A 21,566-nucleotide genomic window follows, 5' to 3' on the forward strand; every position below is an offset into this window, starting at 1 on the left:
TCAGGAAAGGGAAGTGCCGAGGATCACGTGGGTGGCGCGCAGCTGGTCCAGCATCACGCGGCCTTGTGCAAGGAAGGCATCGGGGTCGGGAGCGCCGGCCTCCATTGCCAGCGCCTGCAGCTGCTCGCGCCCGCGCAGCGCGGGCTCGTCCGACAGCCGCTGCAGCAGCCGGAAGGTGAGCGCATTGAGTTCGCTGAAGCGCACCTTGTGCTGCGCGTCGCGCTGCACCATCAGGAAGGTCGCGACCGCTGGCGTCTCTGCCGGCTGGTAGTCGGGCGACAGCCGGTGCACGGGCCAGGTGTAGGCCAGCGGCCAGGCCAGCGGCGACAGCAGGGGCACGCCCTCGAACAGGTCGCCGTCGGGATCAAAGCGTTCTTCGGCCGGGTCGGCCTCCAGCAGATCCATCGCCAGCTCCGCCCACTCGTAGTGCGCCAGGTCGGCCAGCCAGGGCGCGTCGCCGCGGCCGGCCTGCGCGCGCTGCTGCAGGTACTGGATGAACTCGCGCGGCAGCTCCGGGAACAGCGGCGTGCCGCAGCGGAACTCACGGTAGAAGTCGCGCACCAGGCGATGCCAGCCGGTGTCGCCCAGCAGCCGGCGGATGACCGGGAAATTGCCGGCCAGCAGGCCCTGCAGGCTGTTGTAGAACAGGTCGCGGTAGATCGCCAGGCGGCGGTCCTCGATGCCCGGCGGCGGCGCCTGGCCGGGGTCGCGGATGTGCGCGGCCAGCTGGAACTGCTGCGCGCGCAGCGTCTCAGGCGCGGGCATGGCAGGCCTCGGCCGGCGCATGGCGGCGCAGGATGTCGCGCACGCTGCCCACTTCGGCCACCAGTTCGGCGAAGGGCGGGAAATTGAAGTCGCGCTCGAGCAGCGCGGGGCGCGGGCCGAACAGCGCGCAGGCTTCGTCCAGCAGCGCGAACACGTCGGGCTTCACCGTCGCGCCGTGGGTGTCGACCTTGAGGTCGTCGGCCTCGTCGTAGTGGCCGGCGACGTGGAAATAGGCGATGCGCTCGCCGGGAAGCGCGCGCAGGAAGTCGTGGGCGTCATAGCGGTGGTTCACCGCGTTGACGTAGATGTTGTTCACGTCCAGCAGCAGGTCGCAGTCGGCCTCGGCCAGTACGGCCTTGAGGAAGTCGATCTCGGCCATCGCCTGGTAGGGCGCGGCGTAGTAGGAAATGTTCTCCACCGCGATGCGGCGGCCCAGCGCATCCTGCACCTGGCGGATGCGGGCGGCGACGTGGTGTACGGCTTCTTCGGTGAAGGGAATGGGCATGAGGTCGTACAGCTGGCCGTCGTCGCTGCAGTACGCGAGGTGCTCGCTGAAGATCCGCACCTGGTGCTGGTCCAGGAAGCGCCGCAGCTTGAGCAGGTAGGTCTGGTCGAAGGGTTCGACCGCACCCAGCGACAGCGACAGGCCGTGGCAGACCAGCGGGTGGCGCGAGGCCAGGTCCATGAGCGCCTCGCCGAAACGTCCGCCGACGCCGATCCAGTTGTCGGGCGCACATTCCAGGAAATCAAAATCACCCGGCGCCGCAGCCTGCAGCGGACCCATCAGGGCCCGCCGCAGGCCGAGGCCGGCGGCCATCGGGGAAAGGGAAGGGATGGCCGTCATGACGCGCTTACTTCTTGTCGTCGCCGCACTTGCCTTCGCCGCACTTGCCTTCTTCCTTGGCCTTGTCGTCGCCGCACTTGCCTTCGCCGCACTTGCCCTCTTCCTTGGCCTTGTCGTCGCCGCACTTGCCTTCGCCGCACTTGCCTTCCTCGTGCGCCTTGTCGTCGCCGCACTTGCCTTCGCCGCACTTGCCCTCGCCACACTTGCCTTCTTCGGCCTTGGCGTCGCTGGCGGACACCAGGTAGCCCTGCGCGAGGGAGCTCATGGCGAACGCGGAATTGGCAAGGGCCATGCTGCCCAGGATCAGGGCACCGGCGGCCATCACGGCGGGCTTCAGGGATTTGTTGCTCATGGTGTTCGCTCTCTCTGTGGATGGTGCGGGCGGTCCCGCGGGGTGGAATCAATCTTTCAGGAACTCGCGCGCCAGGGCGCGGGCACGGTGCAGTCGGGCCTTGGCGGCTTCGCGGGTCAGGGCCAGGCGCTCGCCGATCTCTTCGATCGTCAGGCCCTCCAGGTCGCGCAGCAGCAGGATCTCGCGGTAGTGCGGCGGCAGCGCCTCGATCGCGCAGGCCAAGTCGCGGGCCAGGCCGCGCTGTTCGATGCGGCAGGTGTCGGCAATGTCCTCGGTGACGGGCTCATGGTTGAAGCTACGCAGCCCGCGCTTCAATCGGTTGCACTCGCGCTTGACGATGCGGAACAGCCAGGACGCGAAGCACTCCAGCTGGCGCAGGTCGGTCAGCCGGCGCGAGGCGGTGAACAAGGCTTCCTGTACCGCGTCCTCGGCGTCGTTGACGACGCAGTGGTGCTCGGCGTAGCGGCGCAGGTCCTGGCGCGACCGGCCCAGCACGCGCTCCAGCGCCGGACGATCGCCGTCGCGGGCCGCCTGCAGGTCGGTGGTAAAGGCCAGGCTGTTCATCGGGTGTCCTTTCGCCGGTACCAGCATGGACGGGCATGTCCCTGCTGTCATATGCCCTAAGGGGCACCGGGAAGGCCAGCGGGTGCGCCGCCGGACGGACGGGATTTAGCCGCGGTTCAGCAAAAAAATCAGGCCGGCACCGGGTGCCGGGGCAGCCCGCGTGACACCCCGGCGGCGATCGCCACGAAGGCCGCGGAAATCCACAGGCAGGCGGCCAGGCCCCAGGCCTGGTACACCGCGCCCGACAGGACCGTGCCCAGCAGTCGGCCGCCGGCATTGGCCATGTAGTAGAAGCCCACGTCCAGCGACACGCCGTCCTCGCGGGCATAGCTGACGATCAGGTAGCTGTGCAGCGCCGAGTTCAGCGCGAACAGCGCGCCGAACACCATCAGCCCGCCCACCAGCACCGGCCCCGGTGGCCAGCCGGCCAGCAGTGCCAGCGCGATGCCCGCAGGAATCAGGGCCAGGGGCAGCGCCCAGGCCATCGCGGCCCGGCCGTCGGGAGCGGGGCCGTGGCCGGTGCGTGTCAGCGCGGGCGACAGCGCCTGCACCGCGCCATAGCCGATGATCCATAGCGCCAGGAAGCCGCCCACCTGGGCATGCGTCCAGCCCAGCTGAGTGGAAAGGAAGACCGGCAGCGCCACCACGAACCACACGTCGCGCGCGCCGAACAGGAACAGCCGCGCCGCCGACAGCCGGTTGATGGCCGCGCTCTTGGACACCAGCTCACGGAACTTCGGTTTGGCGCTGGCCTTGCCCAGGTCGGCCTTCAGCCACACCAGGCTGGCGATCCACACCACGACCAGCGCACCGGCCATTGCCAGCACGGCGCCGTCGAAACCCAGCAGGCCCAGCAGCAGTGCGCCGAGGAAAAAGCCCACGCCCTTGAGCGCGTTCTTTGACCCGGTCAGCAGGGCCACCCAGCGATACAGCCGCGCTTGCTCGCCTGCGGGCACCAGCAGCTTCAGGCTGCCCTTGGCGCTCATCTTGTTGAGGTCCTTGGCGATGCCGCTCAGGGCCTGCGCCGCCATCACCCAAGGCACCGTCAGCATCACGGCCGGCACCGCCAGCATGGCCAGCGCGGCCACCTGCAGGAACAGGCCCAGGTTCATCGTTCGGTTCAGGCCCAGCCGTGCGCCCAGCCAGCCACCGACCAGGTTGGTGACGACGCCGAAGACTTCGTAGAACAGGAAAAGCATCGCCACCTGCAGCGGCGAGTAGCCCAGCTGGTGGAAATGCAGCACCACCAGCATGCGCAGCGCGCCGTCGGTGAGGGTGAAGGCCCAGTAGTTTCCGGTGACCAGCAGGTACTGCCCGGTCAGCGGCGAACGCGCGGGCGTCGCCGGGTTCACGCCAGGCCCACCTTGCGCGCCAGCTCGACGGTGCGGTTGGCGTAGGCCCACTCGTTGTCGTACCAGGCGAACACCTTCACCTGGGTGCCGTTGACCACCATGGTGAAAGGACCATCGACGATGCCCGAGCGCGGATCGGTGCGGTAGTCGATCGACACCAGCGGCCGCGTCTCGTAGCCCAGGATGCCCATGAGCGGGCCGTCGGCCGCGGCCTTGAACAGGGCATTGACCTCGTCGACCGTGGTGGCGCGCTCCACTTCGAACACCGCATCGGTGAGAGAGGCATTCGCCAGCGGCACGCGAACCGCATGGCCGTTGAGGCGGCCCTTGAGTTCGGGAAAGATCTCGGTGATCGCGGTGGCCGAGCCGGTGCTGGTCGGGATCAGGCTCATGCCGCAGGCGCGCGCGCGGCGCAGGTCCTTGTGCGGCTGGTCGAGGATGGACTGGGTGTTGGTCAGATCGTGCACGGTGGTGATGCTGCCGTGGCGGATGCCCAGGCCTTCGTGGATCACCTTCACCACCGGCGCCAGGCAGTTGGTGGTGCAGCTGGCGGCGGTGACGATGCGGTGCACGGCGGGGTCGTAGCGGTCGTCGTTCACGCCCATGACCACGTTCAGCACGCCGGGTTCCTTCACCGGTGCGGTCACCACCACGCGCTTCACGCCCTGGTCCAGGTAGGCCTGCAGCACCGCGCTGGACTTCATCTTGCCGCTGGCCTCGATCACCACGTCGCAGCCCGACCAGTCGGTGTCGGCGATGGCCTTGTTGCGCGAGACCGGGATGCGCTGTCCGTCGATCAGCAGCGCCTCGCCCTCGGAGCCGGCCTCGGTATCCCAGCGGCCATGCACGGAGTCGAAGTTGAGCAGGTGGGCCAGCGTGGCCGCGTCGCCCGCGGGGTCGTTGACGTGCACGAAGCTCACGTCGGGCCAGGTCCACGCCGCGCGCAGGGCGAGGCGGCCGATGCGGCCGAAGCCGTTGATGCCGATTTTCAGGGTCATGGGGAGGGCTCGGGCAGGAAGGGTCAGCAGCAGGCGGCCGCCCGGGTGGACGCGCAGTCCGCGCCGGCGCAGCAGTTTTCGGTGAGGTAGTCGACCAGCGACTGCATGGCGGCGAAGTCGGCCCGGTAGCGGATGTTGCGGCCCTGAGGCTCGGGCACCACCAGTCCGGCCTGCTGCAGCGTGCGCAGGTGGAAGGAAAGCGTATTGGCCGCCAGCCCCAGGTGCTCGCCGATCTCGCCGGCCCACGCGCCTTCCGGCCCTATCTCGACCAGGCGCCGGAAGATCGCCAGCCGGTGCTGCTGGGCGAGGGCGGAGAGGGCGGTGACGGCGACGGGGGCATCCATGGCGTTTCCCTCGGCGATTGCATCCCGATTCGACGGGACGGGCGTCAGTTCGATAATACTAGAACAATAGAAATATACCGCCAAGAGACGACGATTTCATGACAGACAGTCGTCCCAACCGGGTTTCGGCGGCGCCGGAACGACCGGGTCTGGCCCACCTCGCGCTGCCGGACGCCGGGCATGCTCCGCGAATCCTGCTGCTGTATGGCTCGAAGCGGCCGGGCCGCAGCGCGGATCGTGCAAGCTTCCGGCGTCTAGAATCGCGCCCATGCAGCGCGGCATCTTCATCACCTTCCTTCGCCTGGGCCTGACGTCGTTCGGCGGCCCGATCGCCCATCTCGCCTATTTCCGCGAAGCCCTGGTCGTCCGCCGGCGCTGGCTCGACGATGGGGAGTTCGCGCAACTGGTGGCGATCTGCCAGGCCTTGCCGGGGCCGGGCAGCAGCCAGCTCGGATTCGCGGTCGGATGGCTGCGCGGCGGTTGGCGCGGCGGATTGCTGGCCTTCCTCGGGTTCACGCTGCCGTCGGCGCTGCTGATGTTCGGACTGGCCCTGCTGGCGCCGCGGCTGCAGGGTCCTGTGGCCGACGCCGCATTGCATGGCCTGAAGCTGGTCGCGGTGGTGGTGGTGGGCCATGGCCTGGTCGGCATGGCGCGCACGCTGACGCCGGATTTCCGGCGGGCCGTGCTCGCGGTCATCGTGATGGTCTGGATGCTGGGCGAAGGGCAGGCCTGGCAGCAGCCGGCGGTGATCGCGATGGGTGCCTTGGCCGGCATCTGGTTCTGGGACGACCTGCCTGCGCTGCCCGTCGCTCCCATGAGGGTGACGCATGGACGCCAGCTTGCCTTCGGACTGTTGGCGGTATTCGCGCTCGGCCTGGGGGCGGCGCTGTGGCTGGCGGGAGGGCCGGCATCGCTGGTGGCGCTGGCGGCCTCGCAGTACCAGGCCGGCGCGCTGGTCTTTGGCGGCGGGCACGTGGTGCTGCCGCTGCTTGAACAGAGCATGGTGGGGAGCGGCTGGCTCAGCGACGCGCAATTCCTTTCCGGCTACGGTGCCGCCCAGGCGCTGCCGGGACCGATGTTCGCGCTGTCGGCCTATCTCGGCGCCCTGGTGCCGACCGGCGCCACGCCCGCCGCAGGCGCGGCGGTGGCGCTGGTGGCGATGTTCCTGCCCGGGCTGCTGCTGGTGGCTGCGGTGTTGCCGCTGTGGCAATCGCTGGCGTCGCACCGCTGGGCCCCGGCGGCGATAGCCGGGATCAATGCGGTGGTGGTCGGCCTGCTCGCCGCTGCGATGATCGGGACGGTGCTGCCCGCGGGCGTGCGGGGCGCCGCGGATGCCGGCATCGCAGTCGTGGGCTTGCTGCTGCTGTGGTTGGGCCGCCTCAACGTCCTGTGGGCCGTGGTCCTGATTGTTGCGGCGAGCGTGCTCTTGCGGGCCTGGAGCTGCTAGCGCCTTCAGCGCGCCAGGAAACGCGCCATCGCCTCGACGGGCACGTCGCCCGACAGCACGGTGTCATGGCTGGCCTCGGCCACGTCCACCACTTCCGGCGCCTTGGGCAGCGCCGCGATCAGCCGGTTGGTGTGCACCGGCGGCACCACCTGGTCGCGGCCCGCGCGAATCACCAGCACCTGGCCATCGAAATTGGCCAGGTGGCGGTGCGAGTCGTAGCGGTCGCGCAGCAGCCAGTTCACCGGCAGCCACGGGTAGTGGCCGGCGCCCACTTCGGCCAGGCTGTCGAACGGCGTCACCAGCACCAGCTGCTTCACCGGACGCTGCGCCGCCACCTGGCTGGCCACGCCCGAGCCCAGGCTGCGGCCGATCAGCGCCACGTCGCCCTGGCGATGCCGGCTGCGCACATGGTCGAACAGGGCCAGGCCATCGCCCACCAGCGCGGCTTCGTCCGGTTCACCGTCGCTGGCGCCGTAGCCCCGGTAGGCCAGCAGGTAGATGCTGCGGTCGGGAAACCAGCGCGACAGCCGCGTACGCATGCCCTCGATCGCCTCGGCATTGCCGCCGAAGTAGATCAGCGCATCCGCCTGGCCCGGATTGATCAGCCAGCCGCGCAACGCCACGCCGTCGCGCTTGATCGCATAGTCGGTGTGCACCGCATCCATGCGCGTGCCCTGCGGGAAATACACCAGCGACTGCTGCCTGCCGTACATCAGCAGGCACAGGGCCAGGTAGGCCAGCAGGGGCAGGGCGAGCATCGTGGCCAGCACGAGGCGTCGCTTGCGCTGGGCGCGCGCCGTGCCCCGCATCATCAGGCCTCGGCCTCGTCCTTGTAGGCATCCACCGGGATGCAGGCGCACATGATGTTCTTGTCGCCGTACACGTTGTCCACGCGCGACACCGGCGGCCAGTACTTGGCCTGGCGCAGGGACGCCAGCGGGAACGCCGCCAGCTCGCGCGGGTAGGAGCGCGTCCACTCGCTGGCGGTCACGGTGGTGGCGGTGTGCGGGGCGTGCTTGAGCGGATTGTCCTCGCGGTCCAAGCGGCCGTCCTGCACCGCGCGGATCTCTTCGCGGATCTGGATCATGGCGTCGATGAAGCGGTCGAGTTCGTGCTGGGACTCGCTCTCGGTCGGCTCCACCATCAGGGTGCCGGCGACCGGGAAGCTCAGGGTCGGGGCGTGAAAGCCGAAGTCGATCAGGCGCTTGGCCACGTCCTCGGCGCCGATGCCGGTGGCGTCCTTGAGCGGGCGCAGGTCCAGGATGCACTCGTGCGCCACCAGGCCGTTGCGGCCGGTGTAGAGCGTCTTGTAGTGCGGCGCGAGACGGGTGGCGATGTAGTTGGCGTTGAGCAGGGCCACCTGGGTGGCCTTGCGCAGGCCCTGCGAGCCCATCATGGTCACGTACATCCAGCTGATCGGCAGGATCGAGGCCGAGCCGAAGCTGGCGGCGCTGACCATGCCCACGTCGCCTTCGCCGCCGAGCGTCTTGGGCAGGAACGGGGCGAGGTGCGACTTCACCGCGCAGGGACCGACGCCGGGGCCGCCGCCGCCGTGCGGGATGCAGAAGGTCTTGTGCAGGTTCAGGTGCGAAACGTCCGAGCCCCACTTCCCGGGCTTGGCCACGCCCACCAGCGCATTCATGTTGGCGCCGTCGGTGTACACCTGGCCACCGTGGGAATGGATGATGTCGCAGATCTCGACGATGTCCTCCTCGAACACGCCGTGCGTGGACGGGTAGGTCACCATCAGCGCGGCCAGGCGGTCGCTGTACTTCTCGGCGGCGCGGCGCAGGTCGGCCACGTCCACGTTGCCGTTGGCGTCGGTCTTGGTGACCACCACGGTCATGCCGCACATCTGCGCGCTGGCCGGGTTGGTGCCGTGCGCGGAGTCGGGGATCAGGCAGATGTCGCGGTGCGCCTCGCCGCGGCTGCGGTGGTAGGCGCGGATGGCCAGCAGGCCGGCGTATTCGCCCTGCGCGCCGGAGTTGGGCTGCAGGCTCACCGCGTCGTAGCCGGTGCACTCGACCAGCATAGCCTCGAGTTCGTCGATCAGCTGCCTGTAGCCCATGGCCTGCGTGGCCGGCGCCAGCGGATGGATATTGCCGAACTCCGGCCAGGTCACCGGGATCATCTCGGCGGTGGCGTTGAGCTTCATCGTGCAGCTGCCCAGCGGGATCATGGTGCGATCCATGGCCAGGTCCTTGTCGGCCAGGGCGCGCATGTAGCGCAGCAGTTCGTGCTCGCTGTGGTGGGTGTTGAACACCGGGTGCTGCAGGAACGGCGACTCGCGGCGCAGCGCCTCCGGCATCGCGTACTTCGCGGCGGCGTCGAGCGCATCGATGTCGGCCTGGGCGCCGAACAGGGCCGCTATCGCGACGACGTCGTCGCGCGTGGTGGTTTCGTCCAGGCTGATCGTCAGCGAGCCGGCATCGAGCCTGCGCAGGTTGATGCGGGCGGCCTCGGCCTTGCCGTGCAGCGCTGCGGCATCGATGCCCGTGACATGCAGCGTGTCGAAGAAGCCGTCGCCGACCGACACGCCGGCGCCGCGAAGCGCGCCGGCCAGGATCACCGCCAGGCGATGCGTGCGGCGCGCGATGCGCGTCAGGCCCTCGGGGCCGTGGTAGACGGCGTACATCGACGCCATCACGGCCAGCAGCACCTGGGCGGTGCAGATGTTGGACGTCGCCTTCTCGCGGCGGATGTGCTGCTCGCGGGTCTGCAGCGTGAGGCGATAGGCCGGCTTGCCCTCGGCGTCCACCGACACGCCGATCAGGCGGCCGGGCATCGAGCGCTTGAACGCGTCCTTGCAGGCCATGAAGGCCGCATGCGGGCCGCCGAAGCCAAACGGCACGCCGAACCGCTGCGAGTTGCCGACCACGATATCGGCGCCCCATTCACCCGGTGCCTTCAGCAGGGTGAGCGCGAGCAGGTCGGTGGAGACGGCGACCAGGCCGCCGCGCGCATGCACGGCATCGGCCAGCGCCTGGTAGTCCTTGGCCTGGCCGAAGGTGTCCGGGTACTGCACCAGCGCGCCGAACACGTCCAGGTCCGCGGCGGTGGCGTCGTCGCCGATCACCAGTTCGATTCCCAGCGGTTCGGCCCGCGTCTTCAGCACTTCCAGGGTCTGCGGATGCACGCCGCGCGACACGAAGAAGAGGTCGGACTTCGACTTGCACGAGCGCTTCGCAAGCGTCATCGCCTCGGCGGCGGCGGTGCCTTCGTCGAGCAGGGACGCGTTCGCGATCTCCATGCCGGTCAGGTCGGCGCACATCGTCTGGAAGTTGATCAGCGCTTCCATGCGGCCCTGCGAGATCTCCGCCTGGTAGGGCGTGTAGGCCGTGTACCAGGCCGGGTTCTCGAGGATGTTGCGCAGGATCACGTTGGGCGTGTGGGTGCCGTAGTAGCCCTGGCCGATGAAGCTGCGGAAGACCTGGTTCCTGTCCGCGATCTTCCTGATCTTGGCGATCGCCTCGACCTCGCTGATCGGCGCGGGCAGCGCCAGCGGAGCCGGCGACTTGATGCTGCCGGGCACGATGGCGTCGGTCAGCGCGTCGAGCGAGGCATGGCCGACCGCAGCCAGCATGGCGGCGATCTCGGCGTCGTTAGGGCCGATGTGGCGTTCGAGGAAGGCGTCGTGATGTTCGAGCGAGCGCAGGCTGTCGCGGTTCATGGGCGGTCCGGGCATGGGGGAGGGCCGCGCAGACGCAGCGCGGATCGCCCCTCTGTCCTTTTGCCTGAGAGTTTTGGGCCGCAATCCCTGCAGTCCCATGCCCCTTCGGCGCCGGGTTGAACCGGTCTCTCCAGAGTTGCTCGCGCGGTACGGTTCCGGGTCCTGAGCGATTACGGGCGTTACGCCTTCGGCGCTGGCCTAGGCCAGCCTCTCCCGCACCACGCATCGAGCGTTGGCATTCTACCCCAGGCGGGTGGCCCGGAGGCGGGGCCGTGGCATCGGACCTGCCGGTGGCGCCACTTATCGGCGGTCCGGAGCCGCGCTAGCATGGCCGGGCTTCACTCCGCCTACATCCCCGGGAGTCCCTGCATGAATCCGACACCGAAGTGGTACCTGCCGGTCGCCGTCCTCGCCCTGCTCTGGAACTTGCTGGGCTGCGCCGCATTCGCGATGGACCTGATGCTGACCCCCGACGTGGTCGCCACGCTGCCGGCCGACCAGCAGGCGCTGTATGCCGCCCGCCCGGCCTGGGCGCTGGTGGGGACCGGGCTGGCGGTGGTTGGCGGCGCGCTGGGGTCGCTGGGCCTGGTGCTGAAGCGGGCCTGGGCCTGGCCGCTGCTGCTGCTGTCGCTGCTGGGACTGTTGCTTCAGGACGCGGCCCTGGTCGGGCTGACCGGCGAACTGCTGACGCCGGCGATCTGGGTCATGCAGGGCGCGGTGCTGGTGATCGCCCTCGGCCTGGTCTGGCTGGCGTGGGCCGCCCGCGCCCGGGGCTGGCTGCGCTGAAGAATGCTGCCGCCGCGTCCCGGGATGCCGGGAGCGGCGCCGCGTGGTCGGCCTTACTGGCTGGTCAGGTCGCGCTTCTCGCGCTCTTCGGCCGGCTGCTCGCCGTGCACCAGGAACCAGGTGTACTCGGCGATGTTGGTGGCATGGTCGCCGATCCGCTCGATGTTCTTGGCGATGAACAGCAGGTGGGTGCAGGCCGTGATCTGGCGCGGGTCCTCGGCCATGTAGGTCAGCAGCTCGCGGAACAGGCCGGTGTACTCGGCGTCGAGCTCGGCGTCGCGGCTGCGCACCGCCATCGCGCGGTCGGCGTCGCGGGCGCGGTAGGCGTCCAGCGATTCGCGCACCAGCGTATTGGCCAGCTTGGCCAGCGCGGGCAGGCCGCGGGCGGCCGAGACCGGGGCCGTCTGGTTGAGCACCGTCGAGCGCTTGGCGACATTGGCCGCGTAGTCGCCGATCCGCTCGATGTCGGACGAGATGCGCAGCGCCGCGTAGACCTCGCGCAGGTCGCGGGCCATCGGCTGGCGCAGGGCCAGCAGGCGCAGCACGTCATGGCTGACCTCGTGTTCCAGGGCGTCGATGGCGTCGTCGTTGGCCACCACCCGCATCGCGGCCTGGCTGTCGCGACGCTGCAGCACGTCGATGGCGGCGTCGAGCTGGCTGATGGCCAGCTCGCCCATGCGGCGGATTTCGCCGTCCAGGCGCGTGAGCTCGCTGTCGTAGCTCTTGACGATGTGGTCGTTCATTGGGGGCGTCATCCTGTGCTCAGCCGAAACGGCCGGTGATGTAGTCTTCGGTCTGCTGCTTGGTCGGCTTGGTGAAGATGGTGGACGTGACGCCGTGTTCGACCAGCTCGCCCAGGTACATGAAGGCGGTGTAGTCCGAGCAACGCGCCGCCTGCTGCATGTTGTGGGTCACGATCAGGATCGTGAACTGCTGCTTGAGCTCGGAGATCAGCTGCTCGATCTTGCCGGTGGCGATCGGGTCCAGCGCCGAGGTCGGCTCGTCGAACAGGATCACCTGCGGCTTGAGCGCCACCGCGCGGGCAATGCAAAGGCGCTGCTGCTGGCCGCCGGACAGGCCCAGGGCGCTCTGCTTGAGCTTGTCCTTGACCTCGCCCCACAGCGCCGCCTGGTTCAGCGCTTCTTCCACCCGCACGTCCATCTCGGCGCGCGAGAGCTTCTCGTAGTGGCCGATGCCGTAGGCGATGTTGTCGTAGATCGACATCGGGAACGGCACCGGCTTCTGGAACACCATGCCGACCTTGCTGCGCAGCTTGTTGAGCGGGTACTTGGGGTCGAGGATGTTCTCGCCGTCCAGCAGCACCTGGCCGCTGGCGCTCTGGCCGGGGTAGATCGAGTAGATGCGGTTGAAGATGCGCAGCAGGGTCGACTTGCCGCAGCCGGACGGCCCGATCAGCGAGGTCACGCGCTTTTCCGGCACATCCAGGTTGATGTCCTTGAGCGCGGTGAAGTCACCGTACTTGAAGGCCAGGTTGCGCGCCGACAGCTTGGCGCTGCGCGGGGCCAGCTCGGCCGCGGCCGGCACGGCGGTGGAAAAGGCGATCGAGACGTCAGTCATGGCTCATCTTCTTGCGAAGCAGGAAAAAGCGGGCGGTGAGGCTGACGATCAGCACGAACACCGTGATCAGGAAGGCGCCGGCCCAGGCCAGCTGGTTCCAGTACTCGAAGGGGCTCAGGGCGAACTGGAAGATGGTGACCGGCAGGTTGGGCACCGCCTGGGTCAGGTCCATGTTCCAGTACTGGTTGTTGAAGGCGGTGAACAGCAGCGGTGCGGTTTCGCCGCTGATGCGCGCCAGCGCCAGCAGTACGCCGGTGAGGATGCCCGGCGCGGCCGCGCGGTAGAGGATCTGCGTGGTGACCTTCCACTGCGGGATGCCCAGCGACAGCGCCGCCTCGCGCATCTGGGTCGGCACCAGCTGCAGCATCTCGTCGGTGGTGCGCACCACCACCGGCAGCACGATGAAGGCCAGCGCGATGGCGCCGGCGAAACCCGAGAAGCCGCCGGTAGTCCGCACCACCAGCGTGTAGACGAACAGGCCCAGCACGATCGACGGCGCCGACAGCAGGATGTCGTTGACGAAGCGGATGACCTCGCCCAGGCGGCGGTGGTTGACGTACTCGGCCAGGAAGGTGCCGGCGGCCACGCCGATCGGCGCGCCCATCAGCACGGCCAGGCCGCTGATCAGCAGGCTGCCGGCGATGGCGTTGAGCAGGCCACCGGTGGCCTGGCCCGGCGGCGGCGTCATCTCGGTGAACAGCTGCAGGCTCATCGCGTCCACGCCCTTGGTGAACGTGGTCCACAGGATCCACACCAGCCAGAACATGCCGAACAGCGCGGCGAAGCCGGAAAGCACGAGGGACACGCCATTGACGACGCGGCGGCGCAGGAACAGGCGGTCGGCGACGGTGGCCATCACTTGCCCTCCCGCTTCTTGAGCTGCATCAGCATCAGCTTGGCGATCGACAGCACGATGAAGGTGACCACGAACAGCAGGAAGCCCAGCGCCAGCAGCGCCGACTGGTACATCGGGGTCGTGGCCTCCGCGAACTCGTTGGCCACGCTGGCGGCGATGGAATTGCCCGGCTCCAGCAGCGAGGCGCTGATGCGATGGGCATTGCCCAGCACGAAGGTGACCGCCATGGTTTCGCCCAGGGCGCGGCCCATGCCCAGGAAGATGCCGCCGATCACCGCCGAGCGGGTGTAGGGCAGCACGATGTCCCAGGCCACCTCGGTGGTGGTCGAGCCCAGCGCGTAGGCCGATTCCTTGAGCCGGGTAGGCACGGTAAGGAAGACCTCGCGCATCACCGAGGAGATGAAGGGGATGACCATGATCGCCAGCACGATGCCGGCGGTGAGCATGCCGATACCCAGCGGCGGGCCGCGGAACAGGGCACCCAGCACCGGCCAGGTGCCCAGGTTCTCGTCCACCCAGGGGTAGACGTGGTTGCCCAGCAGCGGCGCCAGCACGAACAGGCCCCACATGCCGTAGATGATGGACGGGATGCCCGCCAGCAGTTCGATCGCCGAGCCCAGCGGCTGCCGCAGCCAGACCGGGGCGACCTCGGTGAGGAACAGGGCGATGCCGAAGCTGACCGGCACCGCGATGATCATTGCGATGGCCGTGGTGACCAGGGTGCCGTAGATGGCGACCAGGGCGCCGTACTGCTCGGTCACCGGATTCCACTCGGTGGACGTCAGGAAGCCCCAGCCGAATTCCGAGAAGGCCTCGCGTCCGCCCCAGTACATCGAGAACGCCGCCAGGAACAGGGTGATGAGCACGAACCAGCCGGCGACGGCGACGATGTTGCGGAACAGCCAGTCGCCGATGCCGTCGAGGAATCGGGGTGCGGGGTCGTTCGCGGCGGCAGGAGCTTGCATTCGAGGCCCAGGGTTAGGTGTGGCGCGTGCGGGGTCCGGAAACAACCGCGCGCGCCGGAGGGCGCGCGCGGTCGGTGCAGCAGGCGATTACTTGGCGACCTGGGTCCAGTAGGTCTTGATCTGGGCAACCAGCTCGTCCGGCAGCGGCACGTAGCCCAGCTCCGTGGCGGCGGCGTCGCCGTTGGCATAGACCCAGGTGAAGAACTCGAGGGCCTGCTTGGAGCTCTCGGGGTTCTTCGGGGTCTTGTGCATCAGGATGAAGTTGGTGGCCGAGATCGGGTACGCGTCGGCACCCGGGGCATCGGTGATCACCAGCGAAAAGTCCTTGGCGCCGGCCCAGTCGGCGCTGGCGGCGGCCGCGGCGATGGACTCGTTGCTCGGGACGATGAAGTTGCCGGCCCGGTTGCGCACCGCGGCGTAGTTGAGCTTGTTCACCAGCGCATAGGACAGCTCGACGTAGCCGATGGCGCCCTTGATCTGCTTGGTGTACGCGGCCACGCCCTCGTTGCCCTTGCCGCCCACGCCGGTCGGCCAGCGCACGGAGGTGCCTTCACCGACCTTCTCGCGCCACTCGACGCTGACCTTGGAGAGGTAGTTGACGAAGTTGAAGGTGGTGCCCGAACCGTCGGAGCGGTGCACAACGGTGATGCGCAGGTCCGGCAGCGGCACGCCCGGGTTGACCGCGGCGATCACCGGATCGTTCCAGTTCTTGATCTTGCCCAGGAAGATGTCGGCCAGGATCGGGCCGGTGAAGCGCATCTTGCCCATTTCCAGGCCCGGGATGTTGACCACCGGCACGATGCCGCCGGAGACCGACGGGAACTGGTACAGGCCGCTGGCGGCCAGGTCATCGGCCTTGAGCGGGGCGTCGGACGAACCGAAGTCCACCGTGGCCGCCTTGATCTGGGCGATGCCGCCACCCGAACCGATGGACTGGTAGTTCACCCGGTGCTGGGTGGCAGCGTTGTAGTCGGCCGACCACTTGGACATGGCCGGGAACACGAAGGAGGCGCCGGCGCCGGTGATTTCGGCGGCCTGGGCGTTTGCGCCAAGCACGCCGGCGATGGCGAGCACGGCGATGCGGGACTGGGTCTTGATCGAACTGAACACGGTCGACTCCTTGGAGTGAGGGTGCCGGCCGGGACCGCGGGGGAGGAGGCGGTCCGGCCGGCAGGACTATGATTTATGACGAATGTGACAGCGCGGTTACATTCCGGCGCAGGGGCCGGCAGGGCGCCCCGGTTGCCGGGGCGCCGTTCATGCGGGGCTTACCAGTAGAACTGGGCGCGCAGCTCGAAGATGTTCGGGCTCTGGTCCAGGCCCTGGCGGTCGGCGTCCACCATCACGTAGTTGGCCGAGAACTTGTAGTTCGAGCGCCAGTACCAGTTCACGCCCACGGTCCAGTTGTCCTCGGTGCCGCCGCGGACCAGGCCGTCGTTGAGGTCCACGGTGTCGTAGCGCAGGCCCACCTGCCACATGCCCGAGGCCGGATCGTCCGGCAGGCCGGTGGTGATGACGCCGTTGCGGTAGCCCCAGGTCTCGCCCGTGACGTTCCAGACGCCGTAGACGTACCAGCTGTCGCCGCTGAAGTCGGGATTGAGGTCGCGGCTGATGTCCGAGGTCATGTACTCGGCCTGCACCTTCACCGGGCCGTTGACGTAGGCGGCTTCGAAGCCGGTGGTGGCGATGCGGTCGGCGTCGGCGAAGTTGCCGGTGTCCACCAGGCGGGCGGTGGCCAGGTCGGCATCGGGGCGCACGCGGAAGCGGGCCGACGCATTGCCGTTGGCGTCCTCGGCCTCGAAGTCGTTGTACGACAGGCCCAGGTGCAGGAAGTTGCCCGATTCGTTGATCGGGGCGAAGTAGCCGCGCACGCCGTAGCCCGGGCCCTGGGCCAGGTTGCGGGTCAGCTCGTCGCCGTAGGCGCTGCCGGTGATGCCCCAGTTGGTCTGCAGGTAGGCCAGCTGCACGCCCATGCGGCGGGCGACGCCCTGCAGGTTGGTGGTCATGGCCTTGGAGATGAAGTCGTTGTTCTTGGTGCTCGACAGTTCTTCCAGGCTGTTGGGCTGCTTGTACTGGCCCACGGTCAGGAAGGTCTGGGCGTTGAAGCGGTACTGCACGTTGGTGTCGAGGAACTTGTCGGCCTTGGCGTCGTAGCCGACCACCCAGTTCCAGTTGCCCGGGCCCTTGCCCTTGAGCACGATCTCGGCGCGGCGCAGCTCGAACTCGGTGTCGTCGCCGTTGATGGAGACGCCGTTGAGGTCGGTGATGTCGTTGTCGAACCAGTTGCCGTCCATCTGGATCAGGCCCTCGAAGGACACTTCGGAGCCGCCGATGACGTCGATGGTGATCTCGGCGAAGGCCGGGGTGGAGAGCGCGGCCAGGACGGCGGCGGCGAGCAGCTTGGGAGCGAGTTTCATGGGGAATCCCTGCGACGTGGGAGTAAGGGGAGGAGGCCGGCGCAGGTTAGGGTGTGAAGGTTTCGTTATTGTGACAGACAGTGACATATGACAGTCCTCCCGCACGCCTTGCCTTCACTCCGTCGTCTTGTCGCGGTAGCGGCACAGGTCGCGGATGACACATTTGGGGCACTCGGGCCGGCGCGCCTTGCAGACGTAGCGTCCGTGAAGGATCAGCCAATGGTGGGCATCGCGCCGGTACTCGGCCGGCACGGCCTTGAGCAGCTTGTCCTCGACCGCGCGCACGGTCTTGCCGGGGGCCAGGCCGGTGCGGTTGGCGACGCGAAAGATGTGGGTGTCCACTGCGATGGTGGGTTCGCCGAAGGCCGTATTGAGCACCACGTTCGCGGTCTTGCGGCCGACGCCGGGCAGGGCTTCGAGCGCATCGCGGTCACGCGGCACTTCACCGCCGTGCGCGTCCACCAGCTGGCGCGCGGCGGCAATGACGTTGGCGGCCTTGGTGTTGAACAGCCCCAGCGAAGCGATGTGGCGCTTGAGCGCGGCTTCGCCCAGGTCCAGCATCTGCTGCGGCGTGTTGGCCTCCGCGAACAGCCGTCGCGTGGCCTTGTTCACGCCCACGTCGGTGGATTGCGCCGACAGCGCCACGGCCACCAGCAGTTCATATGGCGTGCTGTATTCGAGTTCGGTGGTGGGGTGCGGGTTGAGTTCGGCCAGGCGGGCGAACAGTTCGCGGCGCTGGTCGGCCTTCATGCGACGGTGCGCCCCGCGCGGAGCCGCCAGCCCTGCCGCATCGCCACCAGCGTCGCCAGCACCAGGAAGGCGCCGGTCGGCAGCACGGCAATCAGGAAGCCCGGATAGCCCGGCACCGACAGCTCCAGGCCGGGCAGGCCCAGCAGCCGGCCGGCGCCTGCGAACAGGCTGCCTTCGCCGACCGCTTCGCGCACCGTGCCGATCAGCAGGATCACCCAGAGGAAGCCCAGGCCCACCGCGAAGCCGTCCAGCGCCGCGCGCGCCGGGTCGTGCCGCGAGGCAAAGGCTTCGGCGCGGCCCATCAGCGCGCAGTTGGTCACGATCAGCGGAATGAACAGGCCGAGCACGGCGTGCAGTTCCGGCAGGAAGGCGCGCAGGCCCAGCTCGATCGAGGTGACCACGGCGGCGATGACGAGGATGAAGGCCGGGATGCGCACGTCGCGGCGCGTGAGCCGCCGTATTGTCGCGACCGCGGCGTTGGTTAGCGTGAGGGCCAGCAGCGTGGCCAGGCCCAGGCCCAGCGCATTGACGGCGTTGTTGCTTACCGCCAGCAGCGGGCACAAGCCCAGCAGCTGCACCAGGCCGGTGTTGCCGCTGGACAGGCCGTACTCAAGGATGGCGCGCGGACTCGGGGCGGTCATGGCGGGGCAGCGTCGGGGGCCGTCTGGAGGGAAAGTGTAGCGCCGGCCTCCGCCGTGCGGAGTGCGTCGCCGTGGCGCGCGACGAACTCCAGGCCGCGCCGCACGGCCGCCACCACCGCGCGCGGCGTCACGGTCGCGCCGGAGAACTGGTCGAAGTCGCCGCCGTCGCGCCGCACGGCCCAGCGCGGCGCGGGCGGATCCTGCAGCGAACGCCCGGTGAAGCGCGTGATCCAGTCGCTGCGCCCGGCCTCGATGTCGTCGCCCAGACCGGGCGTTTCCTGGTGGCCGGTGACGCGCACGCCCAGCACGCGTCCCTCGCGATCCACCGCCATCAGCAGGCGGATCGGCCCGGCGTAGCCGTCGGGTGCGGTGAGTTCCAGCACCAGGGCGCTGTGCTGTCCGCGCAGCCGCGCGCGATGGACCCTGGCCGAGGCCTGGCCCAGCCACGCCGGTGCCTGCACGGTGACGGCATCGGTCACCGGATCATTGTCGTGCGATGCCGGCGGAAGCACGATCTGCAGCGCCTCGCGCTGGCTGCGAAGTTCGGACTCGGCGATGCGGCCGCGGGTGAGCAGGTGGGTGCCGGCCAGCAGCGCGGTGGCAAGCAGGGCCGCCAGCGCCAGCTGTGCGCCGGCCCGCAGCGATTCGCGCGCGGCCTCGCTCATGGGTGGCGGCCTTCGCCCAGGATGCGCGGCCGGGTGTGCTGGTCGATCCACGGTGCCGCGCAGTTCATGATCAGCACCGCGAACGCGATGCCGTCGGGGAACGCGCCCCAGCGCCGGATCACCAGCGTCAGCACCGCCACGCCCGCGCCGAACACCAGTCGTCCGCGCGGGGTGCTGCAGCCGCTGACCGGATCGGTGGCGATGAAGAACGCCGCCAGCACCAGGCCGCCGGAGAAGACATGCTGCAGCGGGAACGGATGCAGGTCGGGATCGAGCAGCCAGAACGGCAGCGTGGCCAGCACCACCGTGCCCAGCACGGCTGCGGGTACCTGCCACGGGATCAGCCGCTGGTACAGCAACCACAGGCCGCCAAGGGCATAGGCGTTGGCCACCCATTCCCAGCCCTGTCCGCCGAAGTCGCCGAAGACGGCCGAGTCGCGGATTTCCGCCAGGGTCGCGCCCTGGCTGGCGAGCGTGCGCACGGTGTCGAGCGGCGTGGCCTGGGCCAGCATGTCCCAGCCCCAGGGCGCCGGCAGCTCACCGGTGAGCACGGCCCGCAGGCTGGCGCCCCAGCCGGGCACCGGCAGGTCCAGGCCCGCGGGCGGCAACCACTGCGTGAACTCGCGCGGGAAACACAGCAGCACCACGGCCAGGCCCACCATGGCCGGGTTGAAGAGGTTGTTGCCCAGCCCGCCGAACAGATGCTTGGCCACCACGATGGCCGCGGCCATGCCCACCGCCGCCAGCCACCACGGCGCCAGCGAAGGCAGGCACAGCGCGAACAGCACCGCGGTGAGCGGCGCGCTGAGGTCGGTGAGGAAGGGCCGCAGCGGCCGCCCGCGCAAGTGCAGCATCGCCGCCTCGAAGGCCAGCGCGAAGCCGGTCGCCATCACGATCTGCAGCACGATGCCGGGCCCGAAAAACCAGGCATGCGCCAGCACGCCCGGCACGAGCGCCAGCAGCACCCGGGCCATGACGCCGCGCACGCTGCGCCGCGCCGGCAGATGCGGTGAGCTGGCGGTCTGGAAGGTCTTCATGGCGGCGTACCGGGGTCGGCGGCCGCGGCGCGTTTTGCGCGGGCGCGGGCGAGCGCGGCGGCCACGGCGTCGTCACTGCTCGCGTCCAGCGCGCTGGCGCGGCGGGCGTCGCGTTCGGCGCGCTCGCGCGATTCGCGCTCCAGCCGCTGCTGGCGCGACTCGTGGCGCTCACGTGCGGCCTGCGCCCGGCCGGCGTCCAGGGCGCGCAGACGGAGGGTCGACTTGCCGTGGCGGAAATGCGCCGTCAATGGAATATGGCTGGGGCAGACCAGGTCGCAGGCGCCGCACTCGATGCAGTCGAACAGCCCCTGGTCGCTGGCGCGGTCAAGTCGGTCGGCGCGCAGCTGCCACAGCAGCATCTGTGGCTGCAGACGCGACGGGCAGGCGCTGGCGCAGTCGCCGCAGCGGATGCAGGGCATCTCGCCGCGCTCGTCCGCGACGTCATCCGACGACAGCACCAGCACCGCGCCCTGCGTCTTGCCAATCGGAACCTCGTCGTGCGCCAGCGCCTGTCCCATCATCGGGCCGCCCAGCAGCAGCCGGGCCGCTGCGGGCGTGTAGCCACCGGCCTGCGTGACCAGATGCGAAACCGGCGTGCCCAGCGGCACGACGTAGTTGGCCGGATCGGCCACGCCGCGCCCGGTCACGCTGACGATGCGGGACACCAGCACTTCGCCCAGCGCGACCGCGCGCCAGGCCGCGCGCGCCGTGGCAACGTTGTGCACCAGGATGCCCAGGTCGCGCGGCAGGCCGCCGCGCGGAACCTCGCGGCCGGTCAGGACCTGGATCAGCTGGCGCTCGCCGCCGGCCGGATAGCGGGTCGGGACGGCGACCACTTCGACGGCGCTGCTTTCGTGGTCGTTCAGCGCGGTGGCGGCCGCGTGTGCGGCGGCCAGCGCTTCGGCCATGCGGTCCTCGATCGCGAGCAGCACGCGGGTGGCGCCGACCGCGCGGGCCAGCAGCAGCCCGCCACGCAGCACGTCGCCGGCATGCGCGCGCAGCAGGGCATCGTCGCAGGCCATCCAGGGTTCACATTCGGCGCCATTGAGCACGAGCAGCTCGCGGCCGGCGGAAAGTTTTTCGGCCGTCGGGAAGCCGGCGCCGCCCAGGCCTACGATGCCGGCTTCGCGAACCCGCTCGCGCAGTTCGCCGGGGGTCGCGGTCGCGGCGTCCATCGCCGGCAGGGCCAGCGGCGCCGCGGGCTGGATCGCATCCACGGCAATCCCCACGTGCAGTGCCTCGACGCCGGGCAGGTGCGGCACGGGCCGCGACGACACCGAGCGCACGCGGCCACTGGCCGGCGCGTGCACGTGCGCGCTGAATTCCCCGGTGGCCACGCCGATGCGCTGCCCGGCCACCACGACCTCGCCGACGGCGACGCAGGGCAGGGCGGCCTCGCCGGCGTGCTGCAGCAGTGAAACCTGCAGGCACTCGGGCAGCGTGCAGGTGCGCAGCCCGTCCCGCGTGGACTCGGCCTTGTGGCCGGCCAGCCGCAGGCCGCCGTGGAAGCGATGCAGGCGCATGGCCTCGCCGCG

Annotated in this window: 22 protein-coding genes and 1 riboswitch; of the genes, 2 read left to right on the forward strand and 20 right to left on the reverse strand. The window is 69.5% G+C overall.

Translation table 11 applies throughout. The features are described 5' to 3' along the window. The 7 genes from ACOQFR_RS09275 to ACOQFR_RS09305 all read right to left on the reverse strand — a co-directional run bounded on the left by ACOQFR_RS09275 (position 1) and on the right by ACOQFR_RS09305 (position 5,219). Positions 1–765 carry a DNA-binding domain-containing protein gene (locus ACOQFR_RS09275; protein ID WP_421381187.1) on the reverse strand — a complete coding sequence of 255 codons (765 nt, stop codon included), beginning with the start codon at positions 763–765 and terminating at the stop codon, positions 1–3. Further along, a complete protein-coding gene (locus ACOQFR_RS09280) occupies positions 752–1,609 on the reverse strand; it encodes a DUF692 domain-containing protein (RefSeq protein WP_421381189.1) in 858 nt (285 codons plus the stop codon). The genes ACOQFR_RS09275 and ACOQFR_RS09280 overlap by 14 nt, the downstream gene beginning before the upstream one ends. 7 nt (positions 1,610–1,616) lie before the next feature. Beyond that, on the reverse strand, positions 1,617–1,961 hold the full coding sequence (locus ACOQFR_RS09285) for a hypothetical protein (RefSeq protein WP_421381191.1): 345 nt from the start codon (positions 1,959–1,961) through the stop codon (positions 1,617–1,619). 48 nt (positions 1,962–2,009) lie between these two features. Then, positions 2,010–2,525, reverse strand: coding sequence for an RNA polymerase sigma factor (locus ACOQFR_RS09290; protein ID WP_421381193.1), 516 nt, complete (start codon positions 2,523–2,525; stop codon positions 2,010–2,012). Positions 2,526–2,653: 128 nt separating this feature from the next. Further along, complete coding sequence (gene arsJ / locus ACOQFR_RS09295; RefSeq protein WP_421381195.1) at positions 2,654–3,877, reverse strand: organoarsenical effux MFS transporter ArsJ; 1,224 nt, start codon at positions 3,875–3,877, stop codon at positions 2,654–2,656. Further along, complete coding sequence (locus ACOQFR_RS09300; protein ID WP_421381197.1) at positions 3,874–4,875, reverse strand: ArsJ-associated glyceraldehyde-3-phosphate dehydrogenase; 1,002 nt, start codon at positions 4,873–4,875, stop codon at positions 3,874–3,876. Before ACOQFR_RS09300 ends, arsJ begins: the two co-directional genes overlap by 4 nt. 23 nt (positions 4,876–4,898) lie before the next feature. Next, positions 4,899–5,219: an ArsR/SmtB family transcription factor gene (locus ACOQFR_RS09305; protein WP_421381199.1), complete on the reverse strand. Its 321-nt coding sequence runs from the start codon at positions 5,217–5,219 to the stop codon at positions 4,899–4,901. A gap of 268 nt (positions 5,220–5,487) precedes the next feature. Between ACOQFR_RS09305 and chrA the strand changes: the two genes are divergently transcribed. Next, positions 5,488–6,666 (forward strand): chromate efflux transporter, encoded by a 1,179-nt coding sequence (gene chrA / locus ACOQFR_RS09310; RefSeq protein ID WP_421381201.1) that lies wholly within the window; start codon positions 5,488–5,490, stop codon positions 6,664–6,666. Between the two features lie 5 nt (positions 6,667–6,671). Here chrA and ACOQFR_RS09315 read toward each other — a convergent pair whose 3' ends face one another. Both ACOQFR_RS09315 and gcvP read right to left on the reverse strand, forming a co-directional pair. After that, on the reverse strand, positions 6,672–7,478 hold the full coding sequence (locus ACOQFR_RS09315) for an alpha/beta hydrolase (RefSeq protein ID WP_421381203.1): 807 nt from the start codon (positions 7,476–7,478) through the stop codon (positions 6,672–6,674). Then, on the reverse strand, positions 7,478–10,336 hold the full coding sequence (gcvP, locus tag ACOQFR_RS09320) for an aminomethyl-transferring glycine dehydrogenase (RefSeq protein ID WP_421381205.1): 2,859 nt from the start codon (positions 10,334–10,336) through the stop codon (positions 7,478–7,480). The genes ACOQFR_RS09315 and gcvP overlap by 1 nt, the downstream gene beginning before the upstream one ends. 42 nt (positions 10,337–10,378) lie before the next feature. Next, a riboswitch (glycine riboswitch) is annotated at positions 10,379–10,480 on the reverse strand. Positions 10,481–10,705: 225 nt separating this feature from the next. Here gcvP and ACOQFR_RS09325 point away from each other — a divergent pair. Beyond that, the gene (locus ACOQFR_RS09325; RefSeq protein ID WP_421381207.1) at positions 10,706–11,122 is read left to right on the forward strand and encodes a hypothetical protein; all 417 of its coding nucleotides are present in this window, start codon (positions 10,706–10,708) and stop codon (positions 11,120–11,122) included. A 53-nt stretch (positions 11,123–11,175) separates the two neighbouring features. Here the strand turns inward: ACOQFR_RS09325 and phoU are convergent, their stop codons facing one another. From phoU to rsxC, 11 genes are all read right to left on the reverse strand, one after another. Next, a complete protein-coding gene (gene phoU / locus ACOQFR_RS09330; RefSeq protein WP_421381209.1) occupies positions 11,176–11,877 on the reverse strand; it encodes a phosphate signaling complex protein PhoU in 702 nt (233 codons plus the stop codon). A gap of 7 nt (positions 11,878–11,884) precedes the next feature. Then, entirely contained in the window at positions 11,885–12,700 is an 816-nt protein-coding gene (gene pstB / locus ACOQFR_RS09335; RefSeq protein ID WP_421381211.1) for a phosphate ABC transporter ATP-binding protein PstB, read from the reverse strand. After that, a complete protein-coding gene (gene pstA / locus ACOQFR_RS09340; RefSeq protein WP_421381213.1) occupies positions 12,693–13,556 on the reverse strand; it encodes a phosphate ABC transporter permease PstA in 864 nt (287 codons plus the stop codon). Before pstA ends, pstB begins: the two co-directional genes overlap by 8 nt. Then, entirely contained in the window at positions 13,556–14,521 is a 966-nt protein-coding gene (gene pstC, locus ACOQFR_RS09345) for a phosphate ABC transporter permease subunit PstC (RefSeq protein WP_421381215.1), read from the reverse strand. Before pstC ends, pstA begins: the two co-directional genes overlap by 1 nt. A gap of 87 nt (positions 14,522–14,608) precedes the next feature. Then, on the reverse strand, positions 14,609–15,631 hold the full coding sequence (pstS, locus tag ACOQFR_RS09350) for a phosphate ABC transporter substrate-binding protein PstS (RefSeq protein WP_421381217.1): 1,023 nt from the start codon (positions 15,629–15,631) through the stop codon (positions 14,609–14,611). Positions 15,632–15,789: 158 nt separating this feature from the next. Beyond that, on the reverse strand, positions 15,790–16,938 hold the full coding sequence (locus tag ACOQFR_RS09355) for an OprO/OprP family phosphate-selective porin (RefSeq protein WP_421381219.1): 1,149 nt from the start codon (positions 16,936–16,938) through the stop codon (positions 15,790–15,792). 114 nt (positions 16,939–17,052) lie between these two features. Further along, on the reverse strand, positions 17,053–17,688 hold the full coding sequence (gene nth / locus ACOQFR_RS09360; protein ID WP_421381221.1) for an endonuclease III: 636 nt from the start codon (positions 17,686–17,688) through the stop codon (positions 17,053–17,055). Then, positions 17,685–18,329, reverse strand: a complete 645-nt coding sequence (rsxE, locus tag ACOQFR_RS09365) for an electron transport complex subunit RsxE (protein WP_421381223.1) — start codon at positions 18,327–18,329, stop codon at positions 17,685–17,687. Before rsxE ends, nth begins: the two co-directional genes overlap by 4 nt. After that, on the reverse strand, positions 18,326–18,994 hold the full coding sequence (gene rsxG / locus ACOQFR_RS09370; protein WP_421381225.1) for an electron transport complex subunit RsxG: 669 nt from the start codon (positions 18,992–18,994) through the stop codon (positions 18,326–18,328). The genes rsxE and rsxG overlap by 4 nt, the downstream gene beginning before the upstream one ends. Beyond that, positions 18,991–20,031 (reverse strand): RnfABCDGE type electron transport complex subunit D, encoded by a 1,041-nt coding sequence (locus tag ACOQFR_RS09375; protein ID WP_421381227.1) that lies wholly within the window; start codon positions 20,029–20,031, stop codon positions 18,991–18,993. Before ACOQFR_RS09375 ends, rsxG begins: the two co-directional genes overlap by 4 nt. Beyond that, positions 20,028–21,554, reverse strand: coding sequence for an electron transport complex subunit RsxC (gene rsxC / locus ACOQFR_RS09380; protein WP_421381229.1), 1,527 nt, complete (start codon positions 21,552–21,554; stop codon positions 20,028–20,030). Before rsxC ends, ACOQFR_RS09375 begins: the two co-directional genes overlap by 4 nt. Positions 21,555–21,566: the final 12 nt, after the last annotated feature.

Origin of the sequence: Arenimonas sp. MALMAid1274 (assembly GCF_049195245.1) — a bacterium.
Classification (GTDB): domain Bacteria; phylum Pseudomonadota; class Gammaproteobacteria; order Xanthomonadales; family Xanthomonadaceae; genus Arenimonas.